Annotated in this window: 17 protein-coding genes; 9 read left to right on the forward strand and 8 right to left on the reverse strand. The window is 70.3% G+C overall.

Going from position 1 to position 16,677, the window contains the following annotated elements; genetic code table 11:
• Positions 1–345 precede the first annotated feature (345 nt).
• On the forward strand, positions 346–1,812 hold the full coding sequence (locus tag ACZ601_RS28785; RefSeq protein ID WP_440573769.1) for a sensor histidine kinase: 1,467 nt from the start codon (positions 346–348) through the stop codon (positions 1,810–1,812).
• Between the two features lie 198 nt (positions 1,813–2,010).
• Here ACZ601_RS28785 and ACZ601_RS28790 read toward each other — a convergent pair whose 3' ends face one another.
• Both ACZ601_RS28790 and ACZ601_RS28795 read right to left on the reverse strand, forming a co-directional pair.
• Positions 2,011–2,268 carry a WhiB family transcriptional regulator gene (locus ACZ601_RS28790; protein WP_003953983.1) on the reverse strand — a complete coding sequence of 86 codons (258 nt, stop codon included), beginning with the start codon at positions 2,266–2,268 and terminating at the stop codon, positions 2,011–2,013.
• A gap of 318 nt (positions 2,269–2,586) precedes the next feature.
• Positions 2,587–3,555 (reverse strand): diacylglycerol/lipid kinase family protein, encoded by a 969-nt coding sequence (locus ACZ601_RS28795; RefSeq protein ID WP_469543331.1) that lies wholly within the window; start codon positions 3,553–3,555, stop codon positions 2,587–2,589.
• A gap of 235 nt (positions 3,556–3,790) precedes the next feature.
• On the opposite strand from ACZ601_RS28795, the gene ACZ601_RS28800 reads away from it, so the two are divergent.
• A complete protein-coding gene (locus ACZ601_RS28800; RefSeq protein WP_469543543.1) occupies positions 3,791–4,192 on the forward strand; it encodes a hypothetical protein in 402 nt (133 codons plus the stop codon).
• A gap of 57 nt (positions 4,193–4,249) precedes the next feature.
• On the opposite strand, the gene ACZ601_RS28805 is transcribed toward ACZ601_RS28800, so the two are convergent.
• The 3 genes from ACZ601_RS28805 to ACZ601_RS28815 form a co-directional block, all read right to left on the reverse strand.
• Positions 4,250–5,230: an RNA polymerase sigma factor SigF gene (locus tag ACZ601_RS28805; protein ID WP_469543332.1), complete on the reverse strand. Its 981-nt coding sequence runs from the start codon at positions 5,228–5,230 to the stop codon at positions 4,250–4,252.
• Positions 5,227–5,640: an ATP-binding protein gene (locus tag ACZ601_RS28810; protein WP_014048265.1), complete on the reverse strand. Its 414-nt coding sequence runs from the start codon at positions 5,638–5,640 to the stop codon at positions 5,227–5,229. The genes ACZ601_RS28805 and ACZ601_RS28810 overlap by 4 nt, the downstream gene beginning before the upstream one ends.
• Before the next feature lie 232 nt (positions 5,641–5,872).
• Entirely contained in the window at positions 5,873–6,133 is a 261-nt protein-coding gene (locus ACZ601_RS28815; protein WP_440573756.1) for a UBP-type zinc finger domain-containing protein, read from the reverse strand.
• A gap of 35 nt (positions 6,134–6,168) precedes the next feature.
• Between ACZ601_RS28815 and ACZ601_RS28820 the strand changes: the two genes are divergently transcribed.
• On the forward strand, positions 6,169–7,767 hold the full coding sequence (locus tag ACZ601_RS28820; protein WP_440573757.1) for a Na+/H+ antiporter: 1,599 nt from the start codon (positions 6,169–6,171) through the stop codon (positions 7,765–7,767).
• Here ACZ601_RS28820 and ACZ601_RS28825 read toward each other — a convergent pair.
• Together ACZ601_RS28825 and ACZ601_RS28830 are read right to left on the reverse strand one after the other, a co-directional pair.
• On the reverse strand, positions 7,746–8,702 hold the full coding sequence (locus ACZ601_RS28825) for a 1-aminocyclopropane-1-carboxylate deaminase/D-cysteine desulfhydrase (RefSeq protein ID WP_469543337.1): 957 nt from the start codon (positions 8,700–8,702) through the stop codon (positions 7,746–7,748). The two genes, ACZ601_RS28820 and ACZ601_RS28825, sit on opposite strands and share 22 nt — an antisense overlap.
• Before the next feature lie 87 nt (positions 8,703–8,789).
• The gene (locus tag ACZ601_RS28830) at positions 8,790–9,380 is read right to left on the reverse strand and encodes an N-acetylmuramoyl-L-alanine amidase (RefSeq protein ID WP_469543339.1); all 591 of its coding nucleotides are present in this window, start codon (positions 9,378–9,380) and stop codon (positions 8,790–8,792) included.
• 327 nt (positions 9,381–9,707) lie between these two features.
• Between ACZ601_RS28830 and ACZ601_RS28835 the strand changes: the two genes are divergently transcribed.
• The 5 genes from ACZ601_RS28835 to ACZ601_RS28855 all read left to right on the forward strand — a co-directional run bounded on the left by ACZ601_RS28835 (position 9,708) and on the right by ACZ601_RS28855 (position 14,627).
• A complete protein-coding gene (locus tag ACZ601_RS28835; protein WP_440573760.1) occupies positions 9,708–11,114 on the forward strand; it encodes a family 2B encapsulin nanocompartment shell protein in 1,407 nt (468 codons plus the stop codon).
• A 153-nt stretch (positions 11,115–11,267) separates the two neighbouring features.
• Positions 11,268–12,311: a family 2 encapsulin nanocompartment cargo protein polyprenyl transferase gene (locus ACZ601_RS28840; RefSeq protein ID WP_440573761.1), complete on the forward strand. Its 1,044-nt coding sequence runs from the start codon at positions 11,268–11,270 to the stop codon at positions 12,309–12,311.
• Positions 12,312–12,455: 144 nt separating this feature from the next.
• Complete coding sequence (locus tag ACZ601_RS28845) at positions 12,456–13,124, forward strand: DUF6304 family protein (protein ID WP_469543344.1); 669 nt, start codon at positions 12,456–12,458, stop codon at positions 13,122–13,124.
• 160 nt (positions 13,125–13,284) lie between these two features.
• A complete protein-coding gene (locus ACZ601_RS28850) occupies positions 13,285–14,268 on the forward strand; it encodes a DUF1648 domain-containing protein (protein WP_469543347.1) in 984 nt (327 codons plus the stop codon).
• Positions 14,269–14,270: 2 nt separating this feature from the next.
• Positions 14,271–14,627 (forward strand): GntR family transcriptional regulator, encoded by a 357-nt coding sequence (locus ACZ601_RS28855; protein WP_440573771.1) that lies wholly within the window; start codon positions 14,271–14,273, stop codon positions 14,625–14,627.
• Positions 14,628–14,762: 135 nt separating this feature from the next.
• Here ACZ601_RS28855 and snpA read toward each other — a convergent pair whose 3' ends face one another.
• Positions 14,763–15,434, reverse strand: a complete 672-nt coding sequence (gene snpA, locus ACZ601_RS28860; protein WP_469543349.1) for a snapalysin — start codon at positions 15,432–15,434, stop codon at positions 14,763–14,765.
• Positions 15,435–15,712: 278 nt separating this feature from the next.
• Between snpA and ACZ601_RS28865 the strand changes: the two genes are divergently transcribed.
• Positions 15,713–16,666 carry a LysR family transcriptional regulator gene (locus ACZ601_RS28865; RefSeq protein ID WP_469543352.1) on the forward strand — a complete coding sequence of 318 codons (954 nt, stop codon included), beginning with the start codon at positions 15,713–15,715 and terminating at the stop codon, positions 16,664–16,666.
• Positions 16,667–16,677: the final 11 nt, after the last annotated feature.

Here is a 16,677-nt window from a genome sequence, read left to right on the forward strand (position 1 = left end):
CCCCGGAAACACCCGCGGGCCACGGCGCCGGGCCGGGACCCTCAGCCCGACCAGCACCGCAGCCCGGAGTAAGACCGCCCGGAGGCGGTCAGTCGGGCCGACGGTGTGCGGTGCCCCCGGCCCGGGAGAGGTACCGGCGCAGTCAGGGCAGAGAGCGCGGGCACCTCGTTCCGCTCTCCTGTGCGGGGAGAGCGGAGGTTCTGTCTTCTGCATTGTGGACTAGACCATTCCTGCCTGTCCATCCATGGGAGACGGTAATTTCCGGCCCTTCTCCTGCACGCGGGGCCGGGCCGTCCGGTTCGGTACCTGCGCGCATCCACAGGTACGCTCGCACGCGTGCCCTCCATGAACGACCTCGTCCGCCAGCACACCGCCCTGAGTGACACCGACCTTGAGTGGCTCCATCTGCTGGTCTCGGAGTGGCAACTGCTCTCCGACCTCTCCTTCGCCGACCTGGTGCTCTGGGTCCCCACCCGCGACGGCACCCGCTATGTGTCCGTCGCCCAGATGCGGCCCAACACCGGCCCCACCTCCTACCAGGACGACATGGTCGGCCACCTGGTGCCGCGCGGCCGCCGCCCGCTGCTGGACGCGGCGCTGGACGAGGGCCGGATCGTGCGCGAGGGCGATCCGGAGTGGCGCGAGGAGGTTCCGGTACGGGTCGAGTCGATCCCCGTACGCCGGGAGGGCCGCGTCCTTGGGGTGATCGCCCGCAACACCAACCTCCTCACCGTCCGCACCCCGTCCCGGCTGGAGCTCACCTATCTCCAGTCCGCCTCCGACCTGGCCCAGATGATCGCCGCCGGGTCCTTCCCGTTCCCCGGCCAGCAGGTCGACATGGACGCCTCGCCGCGGGTCGGCGACGGGCTGGTCCGGCTCGACGCCGACGGCGTCGTCCAGTACGCCAGCCCCAACGGCCTCTCCGCCTACCACCGCCTCGGCCTCGCCTCCGACCTGGTGGGACAGCACCTCGGCGGGATCACCGCCGAACTCGCGCCCTCCCGGGGCCCGGTGGACGAAGCCCTGGTCAAACTGGCCAGCGGTTACGCGCCCCGTGAGTTCGAGGTCGAGTGCACGGGCGGGGTGATCCAGCTCCGGGCGATCCCGCTCAAGCCCAAGGGGGTCCGGATCGGCTCCCTGGTCCTGCTCCGCGACGTCACGGAACTGCGCCGTCGCGAGCGCGAGTTGATCACCAAGGACGCCACCATCCGGGAGATCCATCACCGGGTGAAGAACAACCTCCAGACCGTGGCTGCCCTGTTGCGGTTGCAGTCCCGCCGGATGGACTCGGAGCAGGGCCGCGAGGCGCTCAACGAGGCGGTACGGCGCGTCGGTTCGATCGCCATCGTGCATGAGACGCTGTCCCAGAATCTGGACGAGCGGGTGGAGTTCGACGAGATCGCGGACCGGGTCATCGCCATGGTCGCGGAGATCTCGCCGGGCAAGGTGACCTGCCGCCGGACGGGACGCTTCGGCATCCTGGACGCGGAAGTGGCGACCCCGCTGGCGATGGTCCTCACCGAAGTGCTGCAGAACGCCCTGGAACACGCCTTCGGCGTCGCCGAGTCGGGCACGGTCGAGGTCTCCGCGGTCCGGGGCGGTTCGCCCACGGAGGCGCGGCTGCTGATCACCGTCCAGGACGACGGCTGCGGCCTGCCCGAGGGATTCGACCCGCAGCGCACCGGCAATCTGGGGCTCCAGATCGTGCGGACGCTGGTGGAGGGCGAGTTGAGCGGGACGTTCGGCATGGTGCCGGCGCCCGAACGCGGCACCCAGGTCATCCTCGACATCCCGGTCCGCGCCGACAAGTAGTCGTCAAGCAGCCGACAAGCGGCAGCCGCCACTCAGAACGTACGGCACAGCAGAGAGCCCGGACCGTTGGTGAACGGTCCGGGCTCTCTGGTCAAGCATGCGCTTCGGGGGTACTGCGCGCTGCGACTCGGGGGAGGGCGGGGTGATGCGTACGCTCTGTACGCGCCGCCTGGCTCAGGTTCGTAGCGGTGGCGTCGGTCAGGCGCTGGCGTTGCGCGCCCGGTTGCGAGCGGCGCGGCGCTTCATTGCGCGGCGCTCGTCCTCGCTGAGGCCACCCCAGACGCCCGAGTCCTGGCCGGACTCAAGCGCCCACTGCAGGCACTGCTCCATGACGGGGCAGCGACGGCAGACGGCCTTGGCTTCCTCGATCTGCAGCAGCGCAGGACCGGTGTTGCCGATGGGGAAGAACAGCTCCGGGTCTTCCTCACGACAAACGGCGTTGTGACGCCAGTCCATGGCTGCTACCTCTCCTTGGTATACGTACTGTGGCTTGTGAATGTGAACGCTTTCACGAATCCCCCCACAGGTGTCGGGCCGACGCCCAGATGAACTGGTTGTGGTCCTGTGAAGTGAGGAGGGGTTCTGGCTCTCAGTGGAGGCCGTTGTTGCGGGCCGTCCCGATCGCCATGTAGAGATTCGCAAACCTCGGCGGCGGATACAACCCCTACAGGAAAGTTTTTTTTGATTCCTCGGTGTCGGCTAGGTCACAGCCGTACTTCTAGAGGGTGGAAGCCAGTCCAAACGTTCGAGTTAAAGGACTTTGGTCCCTTCCACTCACACAATCACACGCAGTGCACGGCGTACGCCTGTGAACGTCACACTTGTGCGCACCCCCAGGTGGTCACCGTCCATCTGGAAGGGCAGTGGAGCCTTTGAATGCAAGGTGAAGTCTGTGAGGTCATGCAGTGAAACCGCGTGCTTACCGCGCGGCCCCTTCTCGGGGCTCGAAGTGAGCAGCTGGGTCGCGTAGCGGGTGACCGCAGCCGTCGAGAGCCGTTGCAGGCCGAGGACGTCCAGGGCGGTGTCGAACGAGGCCTTCGGGGAGGCGTACATCGGGCGATTCCCCAGGTAGGTCCAGGGTGCCGTATTGCAGATTATGGAGAGTGCGAGCTCGGTGACCGGTTCCTGTCCGGGCACTTCGAGCGTGATCAATCCCTGCCGCCGGTGGGGTTCCTCAAGGAATTGGCGCAGTACCTGGCGGACGTACAGGGCATGGGTGGAACGCTTTCCCTGTTCCCGCCGCTGTTCGACCCGGCCGATGACGCCCGCGTCGAATCCGAGGCCGGCGCAGAAGGTGAACCAGCGGTCCGGCACGGATTCGTCCTCCGTGCCCGGGGTGCCGGCCGCCAGGCCGAGTCCGACGGTCCGTTCCGTGCGGTTGGCCAGCGCGTCCAGGATGGCGCCGGTCGCCTCCACCGCGTCGTTGGGCAGCCCGAGGGCGCGCGCGAAGACATTGGTGGAGCCGCCGGGCACGACGGCGAGTTTCGGCAGGTTGTCGAGATCGGGGCCGTTGTGCAGCAGGCCGTTCACGACCTCGTTGACCGTGCCGTCGCCGCCGAGCGCCACCACGAGATCGATGTCGTCGCTGTCGGCGGCGCGGCGTCCCAGGTCGCGGGCGTGCCCGCGGTACTCGGTGGTCACGGCCTCCAGCTTCATCTCGCTGGCCAGCGCGTGGATGAGCACATCACGGGTGCGGGCACTGGTGGTGGTGGCAGCTGGATTGACCACAAGAAGTGCGCGCATGTCCGCCAGAGTACCTACCGCGGCGTATCGGCCTGAAGTCCTGCCCGATGACCTTCACGCAGGGTGACGGCTCGGGCGCGGTGGGCCGATCGCGGCTGCCTCGTTCCGGTGGATTCACGACCCCGGCTTCGCGTTCGCGGCTCCGGAGTGCCAACCTGCATGGGTGAGTACTCAGGAGAACGCGCCCTCGCCGATGCCTCTGGTCGAACCGCCGAAGCCGGCCAGGATCACGCTCGTGGCCGGACTCAACGCCCTGGAGGGCGCGGCCCTCGTCATCGGCGGAATCTACATGCTGGTCATGGGGCTGCTCGGCCGCCCCGAGAGCCCGCAGCAGGCCGAAATGGGCGGTCTGACGCTGATCGCGCTCGGGCTGATCCCGCTGTTCGCCGCCCGTGGGCTGCTGCTGCGGCGCAGCTGGAGCCGGGGGCCCGCCCTCATCACCCAGATCATCGCGCTGCCGGTGGCGTGGACGCTGCTGCGCTCCCAGGGCGTGCTGATCCCGGCCGGGATCGTCCTGGCGGCGGTGTCGCTGACGGCGCTGTACCAGCTGGCCAGGCCGACGACGATCGGCGCCCTGGGGATCCGCCGGCCGGGTGCGGCGCCCGAGCCGGAGCCCGACACGGACACCGCCGGCTGACCCGTACGTGTGAACCGGGGCGCGGCCGGCCGGTGTCCCGGGGCCGCGCCCGTACGGCTACTCCTCGACGAGCAGCCGCTCGCGCAGCTGTGCCAGCGTGCGGGCCAGCAGCCGTGAGACGTGCATCTGTGAGATGCCGACCTCCTGCGCGATCTGTGACTGGGTCATGTTGCCGAAGAACCGGAGCAGTAGAATCCGCTTCTCTCGTGGCGGCAGGTCCTCCAGCAGCGGCTTGAGCGACTCCCGGTACTCGACGCCCTCCAGCGCCTCGTCCTCGGAGCCGAGCGTGTCCGCGACCGCGGGGGACTCGTCGTCCGTGTCCGGCACATCCAGGGAGAGCGTGCTGTAGGCATTGGCTGATTCCAGCCCCTCCAGCACCTCTTCCTCGGAGATGCCGAGCCGCTCCGCCAGCTCGTGCACCGTGGGCGAACGGCCATGCTGCTGGGACAGCTCCGCGGTCGCCGTGGTCAGCGACAGCCGCAGCTCCTGGAGGCGGCGCGGCACCCGCACCGCCCAGCCCTTGTCGCGGAAATGGCGCTTGATCTCACCGACGACCGTGGGCGTGGCGTACGTCGAGAACTCGACACCCCGCTCCGGATCGAACCGGTCCACCGACTTGATCAGGCCGATCGTGGCGACCTGGGTCAGATCGTCCAGCGGCTCGCCCCGGTTGCGGAACCGCCGGGCCAGGTGCTCCACGAGCGGCAGATGCATCCGGACCAGCCGGTTGCGCAGTTCGGCCTTCTCGGGCGAGCCCTCGGGGAGCTTGCCCAGCTCGATGAACAACGCCCGCGCCCCGCTGCGGTCGTGTGGATCGTGGTGCCTGTGCTCGCTCATCTGGCCTGCCCGCTCCGCCTGCGACTGCTCCACCGCGACCGTACGGCCGGCGGGCCCGTCCGCCCCGTCCACCGCACGGGGCAGGGCCGCCTCATCCACCGGATGAGTCAGGGCCTGCTGGTCCGGGATGCCTGCCGCGTGCACCACCCCTGGTCGGATCGTCTCGTCCCGCACCGGACCGTCCCCGTTCCCGTTGCTCACGCCGGCCCGGGTCCCGCGCCGCGCTGTTTGTACAGGCTGATGCTGACCGTCCGGTCGTCGGCGACCGTGGAGTCGACCTTCCCCGCCAGTGCCGAGAGCACCGTCCAGGCGAAGGTGTCACGCTCCGGGGCCCGCCCGTCTGTCGTGGGGGCCGATACCGTCACCTCAAGTGAGTCGTCGATGAGACGGAAGACGCAGCTGAGGACGGAGCCGGGCACGGCCTGCTGAAGCAGGATCGCGCAGGCCTCGTCGACCGCGATGCGAAGATCCTCGATCTCGTCGAGAGTGAAGTCCAAGCGCGCTGCGAGGCCGGCCGTGGCCGTACGCAGCACCGACAGGTAGGCACCCGCAGCGGGCAGCCGGACCTCTACGAAGTCCTGATTCCCGGGCTCGCCTGCGATCTGGGACACCCTCACCTCCAAGGTGGCACAAACTCATTCGAGGATCCGGGAAGGGTGCCCCGGAGCCATGTGGTACGTCTTCGGTTCTTGGTCCGGCGACGCTATCGCGATCCATGATGCCGTGTCGCCAAGACCCCGTCCCATGACTGTCACTCATGGTAAGCCCATGGGTACACACAGTGGCTAGAGGTCTGCGGCGGTCAATTACGAACAACAGGCGCCGGTTTGACGTACCCAGACGTCAGACGATCGAACCGTGCTCGAAGCACCAACGCCAGCTTTCGCCGGGTTCGAAGCTCCGCATCACCGGATGACCGGTCTCCTCGAAGTGCGTCGTGGCGTGCCGCAGCGGTGACGAATCACAGCAGCCGACATGGCCGCAGACCAGGCAGAGCCGCAGCTGCACGGGGTGGGTGCCTGCTGCCCGGCATTCGAGACAGGCATCGCTGAGGGGTGCGGGCTCGGGGCGCGGCAGATCTGATACGTGCGGGCACTCACTCATGATTGCCAGGTTACGACGGATGCGAGGACCGTGAGATGGACGCGTTGCCACTGGTGGCACTGGTCGCGGCGAGCGCGGCGGTGGCGGGGCTGGCCCGCCGTACCCCGGTGCCGGCTCCGCTGCTGCTGGTGGCCATGGGGCTGATCGGGAGCTACGTGCCCGGGGTGCCGACGTACACCCTGAACGCGCACATCGTGCTGCCGCTCCTGCTGCCACCGCTGCTCTACACCGCCGCCGTCGACAGCTCCTACCTCGACCTGCGGGCCAACCTCCGCCCCGTCGCGCTGCTCTCCGTCGGCTACGTGCTGTTCGCGACCGTCGCGGTCGGCTGGCTCGCCTACCGGCTGGTGCCCGATCTGCCGCTCACCGCCGCACTGGTGCTGGGCGCCGTGATCGCCCCGCCGGACGCGGTGACGGCCGCGGCGATCGCCCGCCGGGTCGGCCTGCCCGCCCGGGTCACGACGATCCTCCAGGGCGAGTCCCTGGTGAACGACGCCACCGCGATCACCGCGTACAAGGTGGCCCTCGCGGCGGCCGTCGGCGAGGGGATGAGCTGGGGCGCCGGGATCGGGGAGTTCTTCCTCGCGTCGGTCGGCGGCGTGGCGATCGGCCTGGTGCTCATGGTGCCGCTGCACTGGCTCCGCACCCACCTCAAGGAGCCCCTGCTCCAGAACACCCTGTCGCTCCTGATCCCCTTCGTGGCGTACGCGGCGGCCGAGCGCGTGCACGCCTCCGGAGTGCTCGCGGTGGTCGTCGTCGCGCTCTACCTGGGCCACCGGTCCTGGCAGGTCGACTTCGCCACCCGGCTCCAGGAGGCGGCCGTCTGGAAGATGGTCGCCTTCATCCTGGAGTCCGCCGTCTTCGCCCTGATCGGCCTCCAGCTGCCCTTCGTACTGAAGGGGCTCGGTACGTACGCCGTCGCGGACGCCCTCTGGTACGCGGTGGCGGTGTTCCTGGCCGTCGTCGTGGTCCGGTTCATCTGGGTCTATCCGGCGACCTATCTGCCCCGGTGGCTGTCGAAACGCATCAGGGAACGGGAAACCGGGACCGACTGGACCGCGCCGCTCATCGTCGGATGGGCCGGGATGCGCGGTGTCGTCTCGCTGGCCATCGCGTTCTCCATCCCGATGGCCACGGCCGACGGCGCGGACTTCCCGGCCCGCAACCTGGTGCTCTTCCTGACGTTCACCACGGTCATCGGCACCCTGGTCATCCAGGGGCTCACCCTGCCGCTCCTGGTGCGCGTCCTGAGGCTCCCGGGGCGCGACCGGCAGGCCGAGACCCTCGCGGAGGCGCAGGCGCAGAGCGAGGCGTCCACGGCTGCGGAAGCCCGGCTGGAGAAGCTGCTCGCCGACGAGCGCAACCGGCTTCCGCAACCGCTCACCGACCGGCTCCGCACCGTTCTGGAGCGGCGCCGCAACGCCGTGTGGGAGCGGCTGGGCGCGCCGAACCCGGTGACGGGGGAGTCGGCGGACGACACCTACCGGCGCCTCGCCGGCGAGATGATCGAGGCCGAGCGCGAGGTCTTCGTGCGGCTGCGGGACGAGCGCGGCATCGACGACGAGATGATGCGCACCCTGCTCAGGCGCCTCGACCTGGAGGAGGCGGCGGCCTACCGGGAGGAGTCGGACTGAGGGCCGCCGGGCGGTTCCGCCGGGTCCGGGCGTCCGGTGATCACGGCGGCGACCGAGCTTCCGGCGGGGAACGCGCCCTCCCCGGCCAGCGTCGTGAGCGCGTAGAGGAGTTTGGCCACATAGAGCCGCTCGACCGGCAGTCCGTGCCGGTCCTCGAAGTCGTCCGCGAAGGCGTGCAGCGCGTCAGTGGTACGGGCGTAGCCGCCGAAGTGGAACCGCTCGTCCAGGGACCAGTCGCCGGCCGGTCCGCCGAACGCCTCCCGCTGGAGGCCGCGTACCGCGTCGCCCAGGAAGCCGCCGCGCAGCACGGGGACGCCGAGCGCGCGCTGCCCCGGCGCGAGTCCGGCGGCGAGTCCGGCCAGGGTGCCGCCGGTGCCGCAGGCCACCGCCGCCACGTCGGCCAGTCCGCGCAGCTCGTGACCGAGCTCTGTGCAGCCCTGTGCGGCCAGGGCGTTGCTGCCGCCCTCCGGGATGACCTCGCACTCGCCGTGGGCGCTCAGCAGCCCGGCCAGGACCTCTGGATCGGCCTTCGCGCGGTAGGTCGCGCGGTCCACGAAGTGCAGCCGCATCCCGTCGGCGGCGCACCGCGCCAGCGAGGGGTTGAGCGGCCGGTGGGCCAGCTCGTCACCGCGGACGACGCCGACGGTACGGAAGCCGAGCAGCCGTCCCGCGGCGGCCGTGGCCCGCAGGTGGTTGGAGTACGCCCCGCCGAACGTCAGCACGGGACGCCCGGCGGCGGCGAGCAGGTTGGGGGCGAGCTTGCGCCACTTGTTGCCCGGCAGATCCGGGTGGATCAGGTCGTCGCGCTTGAGCAGCAGTCGTACGCCGTACCGGCCGAAGCGGTCGTCCTCGGCCGGCCGCAGGGGTGACGGAAGCGCCGGCCGTAGCCGGGAGAGGCCGGGCGGTCCGGGTGGGCCGGGCGGTGTGGCGGGCATGCCCCCATTGTGGACGTGCCCGCTCCGGGGCGTGCCCGTTCCGGGACGTGCCCCGGGGCGCGGACGGACCGGGTTGGCTGTGGGCGGCTACTTCATGCGGTCATGGATCCGGGCCCGCATGTCGTCCATGGTGAAGCCGCGCGGGTCGACCTTGCCCGGCTGCCACTCCAGGTGCCCGATGACCGACTTGGACGTCCAGCCGTGATGGCGGCAGATCGCGGCCGCGGCCTTCTCGATGGCTTCGAGCTGGACGTCGGGCCAGGGGTCCTTCCCGTCACCGAGGTTCTCGCACTCGAAGCCGTAGAAGTGCCGGTTCCCGTCGGTGTTGGCCTCGTTGTCCGGCGGCAGGCTCTTCTCCGCGATGACGGCGCGCAGTACGTCGTCGTCACCGAGGCCGGCGTGGTTGGCCCTGCCGTAGCCGACCAGGTGGACGCGGCCGTCCTTGGCGATGACTCCGTGGCACAGCGGCCCCGGCAGGTCGCTGTGGCCCTCGCGGCAGAGCTGGACGGTGGCGGCGGTGCCCTTGGTGACGGTGTGGTGGATCATCACGCCGTTGACCGGGCCCCAGTCGCCCTGCTGGTTGCGGTTGTGAGTTCGCCAGTCGCCTACCTGCACGACGGTGAGCCCCTCGTCCTTCAGGGTGGCGAGGAAGGTGCTCGCGGACATGGGTGAGGACATGGCCGACTCCTTTGCGCGTGGGGGAGATATGCCCGTAGAGCGCTTGTACCCGGCAATCAGGGCCCCGAGCCGGTCATGGGCTGTTGAAGAGGCTCTGTTCGGGCGGTGTGCGAGCCGATCCGGTCAATTCCGTGCACACCGGCCGCGGTTCACTCCCTGCGAGCCACAGGTCGGCATCCCAGATGCAAGTGAACCGCTCCACGGACATCGCGCAGCGTTGTGCCCAGCCCAAAGCCCGATTAGTCACACTCTTTTGTGTAATGGCGCGCCGAGTCACGTGCTGAAAGGCTTCTGCAGCAGGTCAGCCGATGATGGAGAGGACGTCAGATGTCCGTTGGTGAAGAGGTTCAGAACGCGCAGGTGCCGCCGCAGCAGAGTCTTGGCACGGCAGCCGCGCGGAACCTCGCGACGACCACCAAGTCCGCCCCGCAGATGCAGGAGATCACCTCGCGGTGGCTGCTGAAGACGCTTCCGTGGGTTCAGGTGCAGGGCGGCACATACCGGGTGAACCGCAGGCTGAGCTACTCGGTCGGCGACGGCCGGGTGACCTTCGTGCAGACCGGTGACCGGGTGGCGGTCATCCCCGCCGAACTCGGTGAACTCCCGGCCCTGCGGGACTTCGGGGACGAGGAGGCGCTGGCAGAGCTGGCCCGGAGGTGCGAGCAGCGTGATGTTCCCGCCGGACAGCTCCTGGCCACGGCCGGTGACGCGGCGGACCGGGTCTTCCTGCTGGCGCACGGCAAGGTCGAGAAGATCGGCACCGGCCCCTACGGGGACGAGACGGTGCTCGGGGTGCATGCCGACGGGGCGTACTTCGGTGACCACTCCCTCATCGAGGGCGACGCCCTCTGGGAGTACACGGCCCGCGCCGTCACGAATTGCACCGTACTGACGCTGCAGCGCGCCGATGTGCTCAACCTCGCGGAGCGGTCCGAACCGCTGCGCGAGCATCTCGCCGGGCTGCTGGCCATTCCGCAGCAGCGCACCAACAACTACGGCGAGGCGGCGATCGACCTGTCCGCGGGACATGTCGGCGAGGCAGTCGTCCCGCACACGTACGTCGACTACGACGCTGCGCCCCGCGAGTACGAACTGAGCGTCGCGCAGACCGTGCTGAAGGTCCACAGCCGGGTCGCCGACCTGTACAACCAGCCGATGAACCAGACCGAGCAGCAGTTGCGGCTCACGGTCGAGGCGCTGCGCGAGCGCCAGGAGCACGAGCTGATCAACAACCGCGAGTTCGGCCTGCTCAACAACTGCGACTACGGCCAGCGGCTCCAGCCCCACGACGGCGTGCCCAGCCCGGACGACATGGACGAACTGCTCTCGCGCCGCCGCGGATCGAAGCTCTTCCTGGCCCACCCCCGGGCCATCGCCGCCTTCGGCCGGGAGTGCAGCAAGCGCGGCCTGGTCCCGGAGAGCGTGGACGTCGGCGGTCACCGCATCGCGTCCTGGCGCGGGGTTCCGATCTTCCCGTCCAACAAGATCCCGGTCAGCGACGCCCGCACCACCTCGATCATCTGCATGAGGACCGGTGAGGCCGAGCAGGGCGTCGTCGGACTCCAGCAGACGGGCATCCCCGACGAGATCGAGCCCAGCCTGTCGGTCCGCTTCATGGGGATCGACGAGCAGGCGATCATCTCCTACCTCGTGACGGCCTACTACTCGGCGGCCGTACTCGTACCGGACGCCCTCGGTGTCCTGGAGAACGTCGAGGTAAGCCGCTGGCGTTAGGCCGTGCCGGGGGAGCGGGTTCCGCCGCCACGGGCGGGACCCGCTCCCCCGGCACGCGCAGCTGTCCGCAGTAGCCACAGAAACCACCCACGTCCCGGCCCGGAGCGACAGCGTCCGGGCCGGGACGGCAACGACCGGGGTGACCGATTGACCATGACCCGTACCGACGCCGCGACCGAGGGCAACGAGGCCGCGGCTCTTCTGGAGTACACCCGATCCCTCGTCGACCCCCACCTGCGGGCGGCGGTCGCCTCGCTGCCCGGATCCATCCGGCGCGTCGCCATGTACCACTTCGGCTGGCAGCACGCCGACGGAAGCCCGGCCGACGGCGGTGCGGGCAAGGCGATCAGACCGGCGCTCGTGCTGGCCGCCACCCGGGCGCTCGGAGGTGACCCCAGGGACGCCGTGCGGGCGGCCGTCGCCGTGGAGCTGGCGCACAACTTCACCCTGCTGCACGACGACGTCATCGACGAGGACCGGACCCGCCGTCACCGCGCCACCGCCTGGACGGTGTTCGGTATCCCGGACGCAGTCATCGCGGGCGACGCGATGCTGGCCCTCGCCCAGCGGCTGCTGGCCGAGGACGCCCGAGCGGTGTCACCGCGCGCCTCGGCCCGACTCTCGACCTGTGTCATCGAACTGTGCGCCGGCCAGCAGGCCGACTGCGCCTTCGAGGAACGGGGCCCGGAGGAGGTCACGCTCGACGAGTGCCTCACCATGGCCACGGCCAAAACAGGTGCCCTGCTCGGCTGCGCCTGCGCGCTGGGCGCGCTCTACGCGGGTGCCGACGAGCGTGCCGTCGGCGCCATGGACGGTTTCGGCCGTGAGGCCGGGCTGGCCTTCCAGCTCATCGACGACCTCATCGGTATCTGGGGCGACCCGGCCCAGACGGGGAAGCCGGTCGGGGCGGATCTCACCGCCCACAAGAAGTCGCTGCCCGTGGTCGCCGCGCTCACCTCCGGCACCCCGGCAGCCGCGGAGCTGGCCGCGCTCTACCGGGGTCCGATGAACACGGTCGGCGAGGTGAGCCGTGCGTCCGATGCCGTCGACCGGGCGGGCGGGCGCGACTGGGCCCAGATCTGCGCCGCGGACCGGATGGCGCGGGCCGTGCACCACCTGTCCCGCGCGGTGCCCGACCTGTCCGCGGCGGGCGACCTCCTGGCCCTGGCGGAGTTCGTCACCCGCCGGACCCACTGAGCGAAGGAGCAGGGGAAGCGGGGGAGGGGAGGCGCGAAGGAGCGTGACGCGACAGGGCGGTGATCGGCCGAGGTCATGGGCCTCGCGCGGGGAAGTGGAGGGCGGCAGGGGGAGTGTCAGAGGCACGGGCTACAGTCCGTGCCCATGACAGATGAGTCGTGGGCAGGGTGGTACCGGGACCGGCAGGGATCCGATGCCGTCATCCTCACCACCGACGGACAGCAACTCCGCCTCCGTATCCGGGGAGTCGACTTCGAGGGGAAGAGCTTCGACGGGCTCCGCCCCGCGGCGAGCACGCCGGACCAGGGAGAGGCGTTCGCCCTGGCGGACGGGGTGCTCAACGACTGCGTCCTGGAATGGGACCTGCCGTTCCCGGTCGTCGCGGACGGGGTGCCCGAACAGGCCCGGCTCAGCTGCCTGCTGTCGCTGCGCCGGCCGGATCCGTACCTCTACCTGGAGCTGCAGTTCGGCGGGGCGGGATTCAGGTCGCACCGGGCCGAGAGCGACTTCGGCTCCGCGCTCGCCACCATCCAGCGGGTTCTTCCGCCCGGGGTCCGGCTCCAGACCTGTATAGCCTGCGCCTTCTCGGACTACTTCCCCTCGCCCGGCCGAGGTCTCTCCGGCGGCCTCGCCTGCTTCCGGGGGGCCAAGGAGGCCTACCGGGGGGCGGACGGGGAGGGCGATGTCCTCGATCTCTGGGACCGGCGCAGCGGATTCGTCCAGGAGACCTATAGCTGCCCGGAGTTCGAGCCCAGGCCGACGGCCGGTGCGGGTACCGGACATCGCGGAGCGTTCCCCCTAGAACTGGCCTGACCGACCGCCCCGGTCTCACCCGTACCGGATCGTCACCGAGCCCGCCTGACAGCGCGTCACCGTCAGGCGGGCTCCGCTCTGCCCCTGCCCACTGGCTCGTTGCCCCGCGTCATTGCCGCGCCTCTATTGTTCTACTAGCATGCAAATAATGGAGGTTTCGATGAACCGTAGAAATGTCGGCCGTGTGGTCCTTGCCGCGCTGCCGTTCGTACTCGCCCTCGCCGCCGACCTCATCCTGTTCGCGACCTGGCGCGACCGGCTCCCCGCCCAGGTAGCCAGCCACTTCGTGGGCAACGGCCGAGCGGACGACCATGCGAGCCGGGGTTCGTACATCGCGATCGTCGTCGTGCTGTTCGCCGGGATCGGCGCCCTGTGGGTCCTGATGGCGGTCGCGGGGAAGTTCACCGGCCGCTCGTACGGGAGGCTCGTCGCGAGTGGCTTTGCCGCCGCCGGAGGCCTCGGCTACCTGATGGCGGCCGTCCTGTCCATCAACGTGGATGCCGCCCAGGACGCGGAGGGCCGGGCGCAGGATGTCTCGTTCCCGATGTGGCACCTGGCCGTGGGTGTGGGAGTCGCCGCGCTCGCCTTCGGGCTCGGGCTGCTGCTTGCCGCGCTCCTTCCCCGGGAAGACGCCCCGGCCGGCCGCCGTCCGGTCGTCGTCGGTGAACGGATCGAGCTGGCCGACGGGGAGATCGCGGGGTGGGCGCGCAATGTTGGGGCCTGGTGGCTGCCGTTGGTCCCGCTCCTCGTGCTCGGAGGCGGGATCGTCCTGCTGTTCACAGCCGACTGGATCGCGGCGATTCCGGCCTTGGTCATCGGCGTGCTCCTCGCGGTCTTCGCCCGCCCGTACGTAACGGTGGACCGGCGCGGCCTCACGGTCTCCGGGGTGCTGCCGTGGCCACGGATAAGAATCCCGCTCGACCGGATCGAGGCGGCGGGCAGTCGTAAGATCAATCCTCTGGCCGAATACGGCGGCTGGGGCTACCGGATCCGGCCCGGCCGCACCGGAGTCATGATCCGTTCCGGTGAGGGCATCGTGGCGGACCTGGCCGGTGGCCGGCAGTTCGCGGTGACCGTCGAGGACTCCGGGACCGCCGCAGCACTGCTCAACACCCTGGTCGATCAGCGTCGAACGGAAAAATGACCATGCTTTTCCGGGTCGATCCCACCTCCACCGTGCCGCTCGGCGACCAGATCGCCGCCTGCGTGCGCCGTGCCGTCGCCGACGGGACGGTCGGCCCGGGAGAGAGGCTGCCCGCCGCCCGGGTCCTCGCCGAGTCACTGGGCGTCAATGTGCACACGGCGCTGCGCGGCTACCAGCGGCTGCGTGAGGAAGGGCTGATCGAACTGCGCCGGGGCCGCGGCGCGATGATCGCCGCGGGCGTCTCGCCGCACCGGGCCATGCTGCTGGACCGGGTACGCGAGATGGTCGGTGGCGCACGTGAGCTCGGGATGACGGAGGACGAACTGCTGGCCCTCGTCCGCGCCGAACTGAACCGGTGACGGCGCCGAGCGAACGAGCGAACGAGCGGACGGGTAGACGGGTGAACGCGCGAAGGGCTGACGGCTCCGGCCATTGCGCACGCGCGAGGGGCCACCCCCGTCCTGCGAGGTGGCCCCTGTCCGTCCGTGCTGTGGTCAGGAACCGCTGCGGGCGAGCGCGGCCGCGAAGCCGTTCTGCCAGAGGTAGTTCACCTGGTTGCGCTCATTGGCGTCCGGATACGGGTTGGTGCAGGACGGGCCGGGGCCGCCGCCCGACATCAGCTCGCTGCACGGACCCGAGTAGTCGTCCGGCAGGCCGAGCACGTGCCCGGTCTCGTGGGTCGTGACGCGGGTCGAGTCGTACTGCTGGTTCTGCGCGTAGTCGAGGAAGATGTAGCCGTTGCCGTGTCCGTCGGTGCTGGCGTACGAGCCGCTCGGGTCGTTGCCCTCGTAGTAGGTGAAGTCCGCGTTGGACCCCTCCTGCAACTGGACGTTGGAGACCGAGCTGTTCCAGATGGACGCGCTGTTGGCTATCTGGGTGCGGAAGCTGGGGGCGTTGGCGGTGCTGTAGACGATGGTGACCGACTGGACGCCCGGGTGGGCGGCCCGCTTCTCGGCGACGGACTTCACGACCGCGTCGAAGAACGCCTTGTTGGCGGCGGCGCTCTCGTGCGATCCGGAGTGGGAGGTGTACGCGACGTGGGGGGCCGTCGCGGAAGAGGCAGGTACGGGGGCGGCAGAGGCGAGCGCGGGTGCGGTTCCCAGCGCGGCGGCGAGGCCGAAGCCGAGGCCGACGACGGCCGACATGACGGTCCTGGGGTGTCTCATGGGGGGTCTCCTACCAGTTACCTGTCCGAGGAACCCGTCCGATGATCGGACTCGGACGGGGGCGGTACGGAGAGAGTGTGGGCGAATCCGGGCCCCGGCGGATGATGCCAACCGGCGATAGCGCCGCCCTATCACCCGGCCGTAGCTCCAAGGCGAGGACGCGATGAACCGAGCGGACACAAACGGTGTCCGGCGTTCCACCTACCGCTGAATTACAGGAGTTTGATGGGATTGGGACGTCTGGTGCGGCATGGCGCCGCCGCCCTACTCTCGGCGTTATGGAGCTTGAGGTGAGGCACCTCAGGGCGCTGTGCGCCATCGCCGACACCGGCAGCCTGCACCGGGCGGCCCGCAGGCTGGGCGTGAGCCAGCCCTCGCTCACCACCCAGCTGCGCCGGATCGAGAACTCCCTCGGCGCCGAGCTGTTCAGCCGCGAACGCACCGGCTGCCGCCCGACCCTGCTCGGCCACGCCGTCCTGAGCCGGGCCCGTCCGCTCGTGGACGGCATGCGGGCACTGGTCACCGACGCCAAGGCGGAGGCGGACGCGGCCCGGTCCGGCGGCCCCCGGCTGCGGATCGGCTGCACCGCCAGCCGGGTCATCGGCGGCTGGCTGCGCAGGCTGCGCATCCGGCTGCCCGGAACGGACATCACGCTGCGGGTCGACGTGTCCGCCCACGCGCTGCTGCGCGCGGTCGAGGCGGGCCGGCTCGACGTCGCCTTCGTGCACGAGGTGGAGGGGTGCCCGCTGTACGTGCCGGACGGCCTGGTGCAGCGGGTGCTCCTGGACCGCGAACCGCAGTTCATCTCGATGGCCCGCGACCACCCGGCCGCCGCCCTGCCCGTCGTCGACCTGACCGACCTGGCGGCCGACCGGTGGATGGTCGATCCCACGGTGGACGGCGAATGGGACGGCCTGCGCCGGGTGTTCGGCGCGGCCGGTGTCGCGCCGACCGTGCTGCACGGCGACTACCTCACCGCCGCCTCCCTCGTCGTCCTCGGCGAGGCGGTCGCCCCCTGCCAGCCGACCTCCGGCCCGCGCGAGGACATGGCCATCCGCCCGCTGCGCGACGACCCCCTCGCGGTCCGGCTGCTGCTGGTCTCCCGGCCGGGCGCCGACACGGCGACGGTGTACGCGGAGCTGGAGGCCGCCTACCGGGAGGCGGCCCGGCAGGTCGACGGCTACCACCAGTGGCTCCTGCGCAACCGGAGCCCGCTCGCCCACTCCTCCTGAGCGCGTCCCGG

This window comes from Streptomyces sp. NPDC104307, assembly GCF_055584045.1.